This is a genomic window from Vibrio sp. Y20_XG_PY13 (assembly GCF_024181925.1).
GTDB lineage: Bacteria > Pseudomonadota > Gammaproteobacteria > Enterobacterales > Vibrionaceae > Vibrio > Vibrio parahaemolyticus.
On the sequence record NZ_JAMZAL010000006.1, the window covers coordinates 53,808 to 67,613 of the forward strand.

15 protein-coding genes are annotated in these 13,806 nt (G+C 47.8%); 11 read left to right on the forward strand and 4 right to left on the reverse strand.

What is annotated here, in order from left to right; translation table 11 throughout:
• Positions 1-27: 27 nt before the first annotated feature.
• The 11 genes from gspD to NL646_RS15200 all read left to right on the forward strand — a co-directional run bounded on the left by gspD (position 28) and on the right by NL646_RS15200 (position 10,385).
• Complete coding sequence (gspD, locus tag NL646_RS15150) at positions 28-2,052, forward strand: type II secretion system secretin GspD (RefSeq protein ID WP_005496714.1); 2,025 nt, start codon at positions 28-30, stop codon at positions 2,050-2,052.
• The gene (gene gspE / locus NL646_RS15155; protein ID WP_005496716.1) at positions 2,052-3,554 is read left to right on the forward strand and encodes a type II secretion system ATPase GspE; all 1,503 of its coding nucleotides are present in this window, start codon (positions 2,052-2,054) and stop codon (positions 3,552-3,554) included. The genes gspD and gspE overlap by 1 nt, the downstream gene beginning before the upstream one ends.
• Positions 3,554-4,771 carry a type II secretion system inner membrane protein GspF gene (gene gspF / locus NL646_RS15160; RefSeq protein WP_017449057.1) on the forward strand — a complete coding sequence of 406 codons (1,218 nt, stop codon included), beginning with the start codon at positions 3,554-3,556 and terminating at the stop codon, positions 4,769-4,771. The genes gspE and gspF overlap by 1 nt, the downstream gene beginning before the upstream one ends.
• A gap of 61 nt (positions 4,772-4,832) precedes the next feature.
• Positions 4,833-5,276: a type II secretion system major pseudopilin GspG gene (gene gspG, locus NL646_RS15165; RefSeq protein WP_005465191.1), complete on the forward strand. Its 444-nt coding sequence runs from the start codon at positions 4,833-4,835 to the stop codon at positions 5,274-5,276.
• Between the two features lie 30 nt (positions 5,277-5,306).
• Positions 5,307-5,903, forward strand: a complete 597-nt coding sequence (gspH, locus tag NL646_RS15170; protein ID WP_042761978.1) for a type II secretion system minor pseudopilin GspH — start codon at positions 5,307-5,309, stop codon at positions 5,901-5,903.
• Entirely contained in the window at positions 5,890-6,279 is a 390-nt protein-coding gene (gspI, locus tag NL646_RS15175; protein ID WP_005478722.1) for a type II secretion system minor pseudopilin GspI, read from the forward strand. Before gspH ends, gspI begins: the two co-directional genes overlap by 14 nt.
• Complete coding sequence (gspJ, locus tag NL646_RS15180) at positions 6,266-6,949, forward strand: type II secretion system minor pseudopilin GspJ (RefSeq protein WP_024703498.1); 684 nt, start codon at positions 6,266-6,268, stop codon at positions 6,947-6,949. The genes gspI and gspJ overlap by 14 nt, the downstream gene beginning before the upstream one ends.
• Positions 6,942-7,952 (forward strand): type II secretion system minor pseudopilin GspK, encoded by a 1,011-nt coding sequence (gspK, locus tag NL646_RS15185; protein ID WP_253664379.1) that lies wholly within the window; start codon positions 6,942-6,944, stop codon positions 7,950-7,952. Before gspJ ends, gspK begins: the two co-directional genes overlap by 8 nt.
• Positions 7,921-9,123, forward strand: a complete 1,203-nt coding sequence (gspL, locus tag NL646_RS15190; RefSeq protein WP_253664380.1) for a type II secretion system protein GspL — start codon at positions 7,921-7,923, stop codon at positions 9,121-9,123. Before gspK ends, gspL begins: the two co-directional genes overlap by 32 nt.
• Positions 9,124-9,130: 7 nt before the next feature.
• The gene (locus NL646_RS15195) at positions 9,131-9,622 is read left to right on the forward strand and encodes a type II secretion system protein M (protein WP_253664452.1); all 492 of its coding nucleotides are present in this window, start codon (positions 9,131-9,133) and stop codon (positions 9,620-9,622) included.
• A 1-nt stretch (position 9,623) separates the two neighbouring features.
• On the forward strand, positions 9,624-10,385 hold the full coding sequence (locus NL646_RS15200) for a type II secretion system protein N (protein WP_021822200.1): 762 nt from the start codon (positions 9,624-9,626) through the stop codon (positions 10,383-10,385).
• 285 nt (positions 10,386-10,670) lie between these two features.
• Here the strand turns inward: NL646_RS15200 and cysQ are convergent, their stop codons facing one another.
• From cysQ to NL646_RS15220, 4 genes are all read right to left on the reverse strand, one after another.
• Positions 10,671-11,498: a 3'(2'),5'-bisphosphate nucleotidase CysQ gene (gene cysQ / locus NL646_RS15205; RefSeq protein ID WP_005458987.1), complete on the reverse strand. Its 828-nt coding sequence runs from the start codon at positions 11,496-11,498 to the stop codon at positions 10,671-10,673.
• A gap of 40 nt (positions 11,499-11,538) precedes the next feature.
• Positions 11,539-12,108 (reverse strand): ADP compounds hydrolase NudE, encoded by a 570-nt coding sequence (nudE, locus tag NL646_RS15210; protein ID WP_005459019.1) that lies wholly within the window; start codon positions 12,106-12,108, stop codon positions 11,539-11,541.
• A gap of 220 nt (positions 12,109-12,328) precedes the next feature.
• The gene (nfuA, locus tag NL646_RS15215; protein ID WP_005458964.1) at positions 12,329-12,913 is read right to left on the reverse strand and encodes a Fe-S biogenesis protein NfuA; all 585 of its coding nucleotides are present in this window, start codon (positions 12,911-12,913) and stop codon (positions 12,329-12,331) included.
• A 97-nt stretch (positions 12,914-13,010) separates the two neighbouring features.
• On the reverse strand, positions 13,011-13,736 hold the full coding sequence (locus NL646_RS15220) for a ComF family protein (RefSeq protein ID WP_140121030.1): 726 nt from the start codon (positions 13,734-13,736) through the stop codon (positions 13,011-13,013).
• Positions 13,737-13,806 lie beyond the last annotated feature (70 nt).

Sequence of the window (13,806 nt, forward strand, 5' to 3'; positions counted from 1 at the left end):
AACCAGCGTAAGTTCAGGGAGACATACGTGAAACATTGGTTTAGCAAAAGTGCTTGGTTACTGGCAGGGAGTCTACTCTGCGTTCCAGGCGCGATGGCAAATGAATTTAGTGCGAGTTTCAAAGGCACTGACATTCAAGAATTCATCAACATTGTTGGTCGTAACTTAGAAAAGACCATCATCGTTGACCCTTCGGTGCGCGGTAAAATCGACGTTCGCAGCTACGACGTGTTAAACGAAGAGCAATATTACAGCTTCTTCCTTAACGTGTTGGAAGTGTACGGCTATGCAGTCGTAGAAATGGACAACGGCGTACTCAAAGTCATCAAAGCAAAAGACTCTAAGACCTCTGCAATCCCTGTTATGGGTGATGGCAGCGCAAAAGGCGATAGCGTCATCACTCGTGTGGTTGCTGTGCGAAATGTCTCTGTTCGTGAATTGTCACCGCTATTGCGCCAGCTGATTGATAATGCTGGGGCGGGTAACGTGGTTCATTACGATCCAGCCAACATCATCCTGATCACCGGTCGTGCAGCGGTAGTAAACCGTCTAGCAGAAATCATCAAACGCGTTGACCAAGCTGGTGACAAAGAGATCGAGCTAGTAGAGCTTCGCAATGCCTCGGCTGCTGAAATGGTTCGTATCGTAGAAGCCCTGAACAAAACGACCAACCAAAAGAGTACGCCTGAGTTTCTTGAGCCAAAAATCGTCGCGGATGAGCGTACGAACTCGATTCTGATTTCTGGCGATCCGAAAGTACGTGCACGCCTGAAACGTTTGATTCGTCAACTTGACGTAGAAATGGCAACGAAAGGTAACAACCGAGTGGTTTACCTTAAGTATGCAAAAGCAGAAGACCTAGTTGATGTACTGAAAGGTGTCTCTGACAACCTGCAAGCCGAAAAACAAGCGGGTCAAAAAGGTGCATCCAGTGCACAACGCGGTGAAGTCGTGATTGCGGCTCATGAAGCAACCAACTCACTTGTTCTGACTGCGCCGCCAGATATCATGATGGCTTTGCAAGACGTAATTTCTCAATTAGATATTCGCCGTGCTCAGGTTCTGATTGAAGCCTTGATTGTTGAAATGGCCGAAGGTGATGGTATTAACCTAGGCGTTCAGTGGGGGTCACTCGAAACGGGTGCTGTGATCCAGTACGGCAACACAGGTGCGCCAATTGGCCAAGTCATGGTTGGTTTGGAAGAAGCGAAAGACGTTACCAAAACGGAAAGCTACTGGAATAGTGACACGAACAAGTGGGAAAACCGTCAGTACACTGAAGAAGGTGACTACTCAACACTTGCATCTGCTCTTGGCGGCGTAAATGGTGCCGCAATGAGCATCGTGATGGGTGACTGGACGGCGCTAATTAGTGCGGTTGCTTCGGATTCCAACTCAAACATCCTGTCTTCTCCAAGTATCACTGTGATGGATAACGGCGAAGCCTCATTCATCGTGGGTGAAGAAGTGCCTGTTATTACTGGCTCGACTGCTGGTTCAAACAACGACAACCCATTCCAAACCGTTGATCGTAAAGAAGTTGGCATCAAGCTCAAAGTTGTACCACAGATCAACGAAGGTGATTCTGTTCAGCTAAATATCGAACAAGAAGTCTCTAACGTATTGGGTGCCAATGGTGCCGTTGACGTTCGTTTCGCGAAGCGCCAACTTAACACTTCCGTGATGATTCAAGATGGTCAGATGCTGGTGCTAGGTGGTTTAGTTGATGAACGTGCACTAGAAAGTGAATCGAAAGTGCCACTGCTTGGTGATATTCCAGTATTGGGGCACTTGTTCAAATCAACCAGCACGCAAACCGAAAAACGTAACTTGATGGTCTTCATTAAGCCGACCATCATCCGTGATGGTATGACCGCAGATGGTATCACTCAGCGCAAATACAACTTTATTCGTGCAGAGCAGCTTTACAAAGCTGACCAAGGCTTGAAATTGATGCCAGATGAGAAGATCCCTGTGATCCCAGCATTTGGCCAAGATCGTAAGCATCCTGCTGAAATTCAAGCGTTTATCGATCAAATGGAAAAGAACTAATGGTAGATATGTTAGACACTGCGCCAAGTATGCGTCGTCTGCCATTCAGTTTTGCCAATCGCTTTAAACTGGTTTTGGAGACTGAGCATCCTGAGCGTCCTCCAATTCTTTACTACGTGGAGCCGCTAAATCCTGCGGCTCTGGTTGAAGTACGTCGCGTGCTTAAGCGCAGCTTCGTTCCTCAAGCCATCGATAAAGAATCCTTCGATAAAAAGCTGACTGAAGCGTATCAACGTGATTCATCAGAAGCTCGTCAATTGATGGAAGATATCGGTGCCGACAGTGATGATTTCTTCTCGTTGGCAGAAGAGCTACCGCATGATGAGGACTTGTTAGAGTCGGAAGACGATGCGCCAATCATCAAATTGATTAATGCCATGTTGGGTGAAGCGATCAAAGAAGGTGCGTCCGATATCCATATCGAAACGTTTGAAAAGACGCTTTCTATCCGCTTCCGTGTCGACGGCGTTCTGCGTGAAGTCTTGACGCCGAGTCGTAAGCTTGCACCGTTATTGGTGTCGCGTGTGAAGGTTATGGCGAAGCTCGATATTGCTGAAAAGCGTGTGCCTCAAGATGGTCGTATCTCGCTACGTATTGGTGGCCGAGCGGTCGACGTACGTGTTTCTACCATGCCATCCTCTCACGGTGAACGAGTGGTAATGCGTCTGTTAGATAAAAACGCAACGCGCCTTGACCTGCATAGTTTGGGCATGACTCCTTCGGTACACGACAACTTCCGCCACCTCATTGGTCGCCCGCACGGAATCATCTTGGTGACCGGCCCTACGGGTTCTGGTAAATCGACCACTTTGTACGCCGGCTTGCAAGAAATCAACAGCAACGAGCGCAACATTCTGACGGTGGAAGACCCAATCGAATTTGATATCGATGGCATTGGCCAGACCCAAGTTAACCCGAAAGTCGATATGACATTTGCGCGTGGTCTACGTGCGATCTTACGTCAGGACCCGGATGTGGTGATGGTTGGTGAGATCCGTGACTTAGAAACCGCGCAAATTGCGGTGCAAGCGTCTTTGACTGGTCACTTGGTAATGTCGACGCTGCATACCAACACCGCTGTTGGCGCTATCACGCGTCTGCGTGATATGGGTATTGAACCATTTTTGATCTCCTCTTCACTGCTTGGTGTGCTAGCGCAGCGTCTGGTTCGTACGCTTTGTTCTGACTGTAAAGAACCTTACGAAGCGGACAGCGAACAGAAAAAATTGTTTGGCATGGCAGAAAGTGAATCGCTCATTCTACATCGCGCGAAAGGCTGTGAAGCGTGTAACCAAAAAGGTTATCGCGGACGTACCGGCATTCATGAATTAGTGCTTGTCGATGAAACGGTTCAAGAGCTGATTCACCGCGAAGCGGGTGAGCAAGAAGTGGAAAAAGCCGTTCGTAATCATACGCCAAGTATTCGTAGTGATGGTCTAAGCAAAGTACGTCGTGGTATTACGTCACTTGAAGAAGTGATGCGAGTGACGAAGGAAGCATAATGGCAGCATTTGAATACAAAGCGCTGGATGCAAAAGGCAAACAAAAAAAAGGCACGATTGAAGGGGATAACGCTCGTCAAGTGCGCCAACGACTGAAAGAACAAGGAATGATCCCTGTTGAGGTCGTGGAAGCCAAAGCAAAGGCGGCTAAGTCTTCAGGCTCAGTGGGCTTCAAACGTGGTATCAAAACGGCTGAACTGGCTCTGATCACGCGTCAATTATCCACACTTGTTCAATCAGGTATGCCTCTTGAAGAGTGTCTTCGAGCAGTTTCTGAACAAGCAGAAAAGCCACGAATTCGCACCATGATCGCTGCAGTTCGCTCCAAAGTCACCGAAGGTTACCCATTGGCAGATAGCCTAGGTGATTATCCACACGTATTTGACGAACTGTTTCGCTCTATGGTCGCCGCGGGTGAAAAATCTGGACACCTTGATACGGTTTTAGAGCGCTTGGCAGAGTACGTCGAAAACCGTCAGAAAATGCGTTCTAAGCTGTTGCAAGCGATGATCTACCCTGTCGTGTTAGTGGTGTTTGCGGTGGCGATTGTCTCGTTCTTGTTGGCGACCGTGGTACCCAAAATCATCGAGCCGATCATTCAAATGGGGCAAGAGCTGCCACAGTCGACGCAATTTTTGCTGGCGGCTAGTGAGTTCGTCCAAGAGTGGGGGCTGATTATCTTTGTTGTGCTAGTAGTTTGTTTTTATGGCTTAAAACTGGCGTTGCAAAAACCAGATTTTCGCTTGTCTTGGGACAGAAAAATCATCAGCTTGCCGCTCGTCGGTAAGATTTCTAAAGGTCTCAATACCGCTCGTTTCGCTCGTACCTTGTCGATTTGTACTTCAAGTGCGATCCCAATTCTTGAAGGGATGCGAGTGGCGGTTGATGTGATGTCAAACCGTTACGTAAAGCAGCAAGTGTTGATTGCTGCAGACAACGTCCGTGAAGGGGCAAGCTTGCGTAAAGCTCTGGATCAAACCCGTCTATTCCCACCGATGATGCTGCATATGATCGCCAGTGGTGAGCAGAGTGGTGAGTTAGAAAGCATGTTGACGCGTGCGGCGGACAACCAAGACCAAAACTTTGAATCTACGGTCAATATTGCGTTGGGAGTGTTCACTCCTGCCTTGATCGCATTAATGGCTGGATTGGTGTTATTCATTGTCATGGCGACCTTGATGCCGATGCTAGAAATGAATAACTTGATGAGCGGATAATATTCGAATTAAGGCGTGTCTAAATTAAGACGTGGCTTGAATCTAACTTTCGGAGAAAAAAATGAAATTTAAGCGTAGTAAGCAACACGGTTTCACACTGTTAGAAGTGATGGTAGTTGTTGTTATCTTGGGTATTTTGGCAAGTTTTGTTGTTCCAAACTTGCTAGGCAACAAAGAAAAGGCAGACCAACAAAAAGCGATCACTGACATTGTGGCGTTAGAGAACGCGTTGGATATGTACAAGCTAGACAACAGCGTGTACCCAACGACAGACCAAGGTCTAGACGCATTGGTTACTAAGCCTTCTAACCCAGAACCGCGCAACTACCGTGATGGTGGTTACATCAAGCGTCTTCCAAATGACCCTTGGGGTAATGCATACCAATACCTAAGCCCTGGTGACAACGGCACGATTGATATCTTCACTCTAGGTGCGGATGGTCAAGAGGGCGGTGAAGGTCCAGCAGCGGATATTGGCAACTGGAACATGCAAGACTTCCAATAAAATGAGCGCAAGCCAGCACTAATGAAACAAATGCGAAAACATAACGGTTTTACATTAATAGAAATCCTATTGGTGCTGGTTTTGCTATCTCTTACCGCGGTGGCGGTGATCACTACGTTGCCTACCAGTCAAAAAGACCTCTCTAAACAATACGCGCAAAGTTTCTTTCAGCGTTTGCAGTTGCTTAACGAAGAAGCCGTACTCAGCGGTAAAGATTTTGGTGTGCGTGTCGACGATACCAAAAAGACCTACACCCTGCTTAGCTTGACCGCTGAAGGCTGGAAGCCGCTAGAAATGAAGCAAATTCCAAGCAAAACCAAATTAGAAGATGACATTGCATTGCAATTGGATCTAGGTGGCGGTGCTTGGGATAAAGACGATCGTTTGTTTGAGCCGGGTTCACTGTTTGAAGACATGTTTGCCGACGAAACTGAAGAAAAGAAAGTGAAACCACCGCAAGTCTTCATTTTCTCGAGCGCAGAAGTCACGCCGTTTACCTTGTCTTTTTTTCCACAAAAAGGCGATGCGTTTAACGATGGTTGGCGAGTGATCGGAAAAGAGAGTGGGCAAATTCTGTTGGTAGCGCCAAGTGAAGAAGTGGAAGAGGATGCGAATGCGCAATTTTAAGCAAACTCAACCAAACTTAAACCGTCGCCGAGTGCGAGGTATGACGTTGCTTGAAGTGTTGGTTGCACTGGCTATTTTTGCCACCGCGGCGATCAGTGTGATTCGCTCAGTGAGTCAACACATCAACACAGTCAGCTACTTAGAAGAAAAGATGTTTGCAGCAATGGTTGTGGATAACCAAATGGCGAATGTGATGCTAGATACTGGCGCGCTGAAAGCCAAGAATGGTACCGAAGAGCTAGCAGGGCGTACATGGTATTGGAAAGTCACGCCTGTAGCTACCACGCAGCCATTGCTGAAAGCATTTGATGTAAGTGTCGCGACCGCGAAAAACGCGAGTCCAGTTGTTACGGTAAGAAGCTATGTGGCGCAGTAAACCCAATCGCGCAGATAAGCGCCGTGCAGCAAAAGGTTTTACACTCATTGAAGTGCTGGTGTCGATAGCGATCTTTGCCAGTTTGAGTGTGGCGGCATACCAAGTGGTGTCGCAAGTTCAGCGCAGTAACGAGTTGTCGCAAGAGCGAACTCAGCGTTTGAATGAACTGCAACGCGCCATGGTGATGATGGATAACGACTTCCGCCAAATGGCATTGCGTCAAACGCGTACCAACGGCGAAGACCCTGCCGGGCAACTGATCTTTTGGTCGGATTATTTACTCGATTCCGACGCGAAAGGCCTAATGTTTGCACGTGTGGGTTGGCATAACCCGCAGCAACAGTTCCCGCGTGGTGAAGTGACTAAAGTGGGCTATCGCGTTAAAGAAGAAACCTTGCAGCGTGTTTGGTGGCGTTATCCAGATACCCCAGTTGGGCAGGAAGGCATTGTCACTCCGTTGCTGACGCAGGTGGAATCTTTCGACATGCGTTTTTATGACGGTAAACAGTGGAAGAAAGAGTGGGACAGCAATAAAGAGTTGCCGAAAGCTGTCTCAGTTGTCTTGAAGTTGAAGGATTACGGTGAAATTGCGCGCACGTATCTAACGCCAGATGGCAAGCTTGCAGAAAGTGAAAGAAACAAAGCATCGGAGGGCAACAACAATGGCTAATCGTCAGCGCGGTGTTGCTTTGATTATTGTACTGATGCTGTTGGCAATTATGGCGACCATTGCTGCCACCATGTCTGAACGTCTGTTTTTACAGTTTCAGCGCGGTTCAAACCAAATCCATTACCAGCAAGCATATTGGTACAGTGTTGGTGTTGAAGCCTTGGCTGAAGTGGGTATCGAGCAGAGCTACAAAGACAGCGATACCATCAACCTCAGCCAACCTTGGGCGATTAAAGAACAAGTGTACCCATTGGACTATGGTCAAGCTGCAGGACGTATTTGGGACAAGCAAGCGTGCTTTAACCTCAATGTGTTAAGTCGAGTGCAGCCGACCGGACAACAAACCACTCGACCATATTTGGTTCAAGTGCTGCAGCGTTTGTTGGAAGAGTCGGATGTAGAGCCGTATCAAGCGGAAGTGATTGCCGATTCCACTTGGGAATACATTGATTCAGACAGCACAGTACGTTCAACCACTGGGGTGGAAGACAGCACCTACGAATCGATGAAACCTTCGTATTTAGCGGCTAATGGTTGGATGGCAGACAAAACTGAACTGCGCGCGGTATATCAAGTGAGTGGTGAAATTTATCAAAAAATTGAGCCCTTGATATGTGCGATCCCAAGTGATGATTGGCGTTTAAACGTCAACACGATAGAGGTAGAACAAGCGCCGATTTTAGTCGCTATGTTTTCACCGAACTTGAGCAGCAGCGACGCGGTTCAACTGATAGAAAAACGTCCCTTCGATGGTTGGGACAGCGTAGACGAATTTCTAGCGGAGTCAGAATTAACTGGCTTGAGCGATGATGTAAAGAAAAACGCCAAAGGCTATTTAGGAGTGGATAGCTCCTTCTTCGAATTGGATGCACAAGTGTTGGTGGATGATTCACGAGTACGTATCCGAAGCCTTTTGCAAAGTACAAATAGAGAAACGGTGACGGTCGTTCGCCGTCGTTTTGGAGGGATCAGTGAGCGAGTTTCTGACCGTTCGGCTGAGTAGCGAACAACAAAGTACCATTCCTTGGGTGGTGTGGTCGACAGAACAACAGGAAGTGATTGCCAGCGGTGAACTTGCCGGATGGGAACACTTGGATGAGTTGGTATCGTATGCCGGCCAGCGCCAAGTCATCGCTTTACTAGCGAGTAATGATGTGGTGTTAACTCAGGTGGACATTCCGCCTGGTGCAACACGTCAGTTCGACAGCATGTTGCCTTATTTGATTGAAGATGAAGTCGCGCAAGATGTGGATAGCTTGCACTTCACCGTATTGGGTAAGCAAGCGGATAAAGCACAAGTGTGTGCGGTCGAGCGCGCATGGGTACAAACCGTGCTACAGCATTTTGCTAGCCAAGGGTTGACCATCAAACGCATCTTGCCAGATGTATTGGCATTGCCTGTCAGTGATGACAACAGCAGTGCGGCACTGATTGGTGAGCAATGGCTAATTCGTCACTCAGAGACGGAAGGCGCGGTGGTGGATTCGGCGTGGCTGGACCTTTATCTCTCTTCTTATCTGCAAAATCATGAAGGTTGGCAACTCGAATGCTACAGTTCCGTGCCAGAATCGACTGTTGAGAGTGTATGGGTTCCTAAGCCAGAAGAAATGACGATGGCGTTGCTCGCAAAAGGCGTCGTGAGTAGTAAAACGAACCTGTTAACTGGCGAGTTTAAGCCGAAGTCTTCTTGGGGTAAGTACTGGAAAGTTTGGCAAAAGGCGGCTATCGCTGCGGGCGTTTTGTTAGTGGTGGTCGTGGCTCAGCAACTTCTCGTCGTCCACAAGTACGAGGCGCAAGCACAAGCCTATCGTGAAGAAAGCGAACGTATTTTCCGTCAGGTTTTCCCAAACAAGAATCGAATTCCAACCGTAAGCTACTTAAAGCGCCAAATGACGGATGAAGAGCGCCGTTTATCTGGTGGCTCAACAGATGTTGCGATGTTGTCTTGGCTTGCTGCCTTGCCTGCAACGCTTGGTCAGGTGAAAGATCTAGAAATCACCAGCTTTAAGTATGACGGCCAACGTGGTGAAGTGCGCATTCACGCACGTAGCTCAGACTTCCAGCCTTTTGAGCAGGCACGTGTGAAGTTGGCTGAGAAGTTTAATGTTGAGCAAGGTCAGCTTAATCGCAGCGATAACGTTGTGATGGGTAGCTTTGTGTTGAAGCGTCAGTGAGGTGATGATGAAGAATTTAATTTCTCAAGCGCAAGCTTGGTGGAGTGGCATCTCTCAGCGTGAACAACGACTTGTGCTGGGCTGTGGTGCATTCGCCATCCTTGGCATTCTTTACTGGGGGCTGCTGCAGCCGATGAGCCAACGTGCAGAGTTGGCGCAATCTCGTATCCAAAGTGAAAAGCAATTGCTTACATGGGTACAAGACAAAGCTGATGACATTACCGCATTGAGAAAAAGCGGGGGTGTCAGTTTTTCCAATCAGCCACTTAACCAACTTGTCTCTTCATCATCGCGCCGTTTTAAGGTGGAACTGATTCGTGTGCAACCACGCAACGACAGTGTGCAAGTGTGGATTAAACCGCTCGCATTCAACCAATTGGTGGATTGGCTACGCTATTTGAAAGAGCAGCAAGGCATTGAAGTTGAATTTTTAGACATCGATCGTACAGACCAAGCGGGCATGATTGATGTGAACCGTCTGCAATTTAAGCGAGGTTAAGGTGAAGCGAGCAGTACTTTACGTTGTAATCTTTATCGTTTGTTTTTCTGTTAGCTTGATCATGGGGTTACCTGTTTCTTGGGTTCTCCAGCAAGCCCCCACTGTGAAAGGGCTAGACATACAAGGTGCTCACGGTTCCGTTTGGCAAGGTCAGGCTTCTAGCGTGCGTTGGCAGCGTCAAAATCTAGGGCAAGTGAATTGGGATTTCCAATGGTCTAGCTTATTTACCGGCAAAGCCGAATTTTCGGTACGTTTTGGGCGTGGCAGCGATATGAACATTCGCGGTCGAGGTTTAGTTGGTTACAGTCTCAGCGATGGCCCTTACGCAGAAAATTTGGTTGTGTCGATCCCTGCATCGAAAGCCGTCGAACAAGCGCGCCTGCCGGTGCCTGTTGGTGTTGATGGCCAGCTGGAGTTGAACATTCGTCATGCGACTTACGCAGCTCCGTGGTGTAAAACTGGTGAAGGCACATTGGTTTGGAGTGCCAGTGGCATTCAAAGTCCAGTGGGAAGCTTAGAGCTCGGCCCTGTTATTGCTGATTTGAAATGCCAAGATAGCGTGCTAACTGCATCAGGTGAGCAAACCAGTAAGCAAGTTTCCTCGGCGTTTTCAGCGGAGCTGATGCCGAATCAACGCTATTCAACGAAAGCGTGGTTTAAACCTGGCGCAGATTTCCCATCAAGCATGGGGGAGCAGTTGAAATGGCTTGGACAGCCAAACGCACAAGGCCAATACGAGTTTGACTACAAAGGCAGATTCTAATTTTAAGCCAACGTAATACAGAAAAGAGCTGCCAATGTGCAGCTCTTTTTGCTTTTGGATCATAGTAGGCCAAACCCTCTATTCGCTGTACGTAAATAAACGAGGGACAAAACATATTGTTTAAGTGCTTGTATTTTAATGGAATTATGTGATTTTGTGCAGTTTAATTAGCTTTAGGTATATGGTAGGTCAAATACTGTTAAAGCTGCTCATGCGGAAAAAGAAAAGGCCGTGAACGGAATTCACGGCCTAATGATACAAGTTGAGTTACGCAAGTATAAGTACTTAATCTTTGCGTTGCAGGATGTCATCCCAAGGCAAATTCGTATCGCCCAGCACGATAAAGTTCGGGTTCTCTAGCGTTTCCCGTTCGTTGTAAGACAAAGGTTCGAGGTGAGTGCTGAGAATGCGTCCGCCCGCTTCTTCCACGATGCATTGCGTTGCTGCTGTATCCCATTCGCCAGTAGGGCCCAAACGTAAATAGCAATCGACCGCTCCTTCCGCCACCAAACACGCTTTTAACGCTGCAGAACCGAGAGGAATTAAGTCGTAATTCCAAGCGCTACTCATGCGGCTGGTGATGCGATTAATGTCTTGGCGACGGCTGATAGCAATGGCAATGTTTTGTCCTGCTTGTTCATGTTTGTGCGTGTGGATTTTCACGCTTTCAGACATGTCTGGGATTTTCCACGCACCTTTGCCGCTGTATGCGTAATACGTGACGCCAGAAACAGGCCCATACACCACGCCCATCGCTGGCTTGTTGTTGTCAATTAATGCAATGATGGTCGCAAAGTCGCCACTGCGTGCGATGAATTCTTGTGTGCCATCTAGTGGATCGACCAACCAATAACGCTGCCATTGTGCGCGCTGCTCTAAGCTGATGTCGGCGGCTTCTTCAGACAACACGGGGATGTCTGGTGTCAGTTCACTTAAACGTTCAGTGATGAGTTTGTGCGCGGCAATATCGGCGCTTGTGACCGGTGTTTCATCACTTTTGGTATACGCTTCATATTGCTTTTTCTCGTAGATATCGAGAATCATTTGTCCCGCACTGCGGGCAATTTCGATAACTTGAGGAAGCAGGTGAGATAGATCTTTTGTCATTGGCATAGGTGATAGTCCTTACTCACAATATTTTCGGTTTACACCGTTATTGATTGTTGTTGTGAGTGGTGTTTGGTAAGTGTTTCAGTGCCAACATTAACGCCGTGATGCTTCGTGCTTCACAGAAGTCCAAATGCGTTAATAGCTCTTCGGCTTGTGCGAGTGGCCAGCGCACAATTTCTAACGGCTCTGGTTCGTCACCTTCTTGCTTTTCAGGGTATAGCGATTGACCTAGAAACAGCGTCATCTTGCTCGAAAAATAAGAAGGAGCAAGGATCACTTGTTTTAACGGGGTGAGTTCCTTACAACCAAAACCAATTTCTTCTTTTAGTTCGCGGTCTGCGGCCTGATGTGGCGTTTCACCGGGATCGATAAGACCTTTAGGAAAACCCAGTTCGTAACGCTCTGTACCAGCAGCGTATTCACGTACCAACAGTAAATCGCCCTGCTCGGTTACCGGTACAACCATTACGGCATCGCGACCACTTGGCTTCATGCGCTCATAAGTGCGATGCTCGCCATTGGAGAAGCGAAGGTCGAGGGCTTCCACAGCAAACAGTTTTGATCGAGCGACCGTCTGACAAGAGAGAATCTCTGGTGGGGTCCTTTTCGACATGGCGCTGACTCCTTGGTGTCGTTGGCTTTTGTAAGGTGCGTAAGATTCTTAATATATGAGAACTCTGCAAGAGTTGCTAGTTTGATTTCATCGCTTCGGCAGTGTTCGCTCGATAACCTTGAAAGAGGTCGTGTGTGACGAAGAATCTCACGTGTTTAATGGATTGTTCAGATACAAAAATGGGAGACCAAAGCCTCCCATTTTCACCGACGATAAGCTCTTAGTAGTAAGAGTGGTCACCACGGTCGTGTTCTGTTGCATCTCGAACTGCTGTTAGCTCACCAACGAACTGGTTTAGTAGCTCTTTCTCGATGCCTTCTTTTAGTGTTACGTCAACCATTGAACAACCGTTACAGCCGCCACCGAATGCAACGATAGCTACGCCTGCTTCAGTAATCTCAACCAAGTTCACATGACCTCCGTGGCCAGCAAGCTGTGGGTTAACTTGAGTTTGGATAACGTACTCTACACGCTCAACAAGTGGCGCATCGTCCGACACTTTACGCATTTTTGCGTTTGGTGCTTTCAATGTCAGTTGAGAACCCATTTTGTCGGTAACGAAGTCGATTTCAGCGTCTTCAAGGAAAGGTAGGCTTAGCTCATCCACGTAAGCTGAAAAACCTGCGTAAGGGATCTCAGTGTCGGTCGCTTCAACCGCTTCTGGTGGGCAGTAAGATACGCCACACTCAGCGTTTTGTGTACCTGGGTTCACAACGAAAATACGAATGTTAGTGCCTTCTGGCTGTTGGCCTAGAAGGTTAGCGAAATGCGTTTGCGCAGTTTCTGTAATAGTAATATTTGACACGACGAATACCTGAGTAATTTTGTAGGTTACTGCTGCTATTCTACTCCTGTTGACGTATGGGTCTAGTCTTTTTGATGCTAAGGCATGGTGAAGCGATCTAGACAGCACCAGGAGCAGGGGTTCTGCAGATGCAGTAAATATCGACGGTTTCTACGCCAACTTCAAGTAGTAAATGACATAATTGTCGAACCGTGCTTCCCGTCGTGACCACATCATCTACGATTGCGACGTGGTTATACTTTGGTGGCTGATTTAAGGTGAAAGCGCCTTTTAAATTCTGTTCTCGGCTGGATTTCTTGTGCCCACGCTGTGACTGGGCGTGTTTTACGCGGCGAAACACGTGATTATCAAACCTCACATTAAGGTGACCAGCCAAATGTCGCGCCAGTATGTCGCTCTGATTAAAGCCTCGATACAAATAGCGTTGCCAGTGCAATGGCACTGTGGTGATAAGCGGAGCGGGAGTTGAAATGCGCTGGGCAAGCAATTGCGTTAAAGCGTGAACATGCCATGTTTGTCCGTGATCTTTGAAGCGTTGTACTTCTCGAGACAGCGGAAAGTCGTAGTCTCCCAAGGTAAATAGTTGTTGCCACGGTGGAGGCTCGGAGAGGCACTCGCCGCAAATACTCTCTATATTCGCTTCCTCAGCTTTTAAGCTCAATCCACAACGTTGGCAGCGTTTTACTGGCGTAAGATATTGATAACAGTGATCACACCAACGCAGAGCATTGGGTTGAGCGGTAGCCTGAATCGGGAAGCGACATAAACCGCATTGACTGCTGAGCACACGATGCATGATGTTTTGCCAGTGATGAGATAACATACCGCTTATTCAAGGTTAGATTTTGCACAGCCTAACGCTTGAGTTAAGCGATAAGGAATAAAATAAGTGG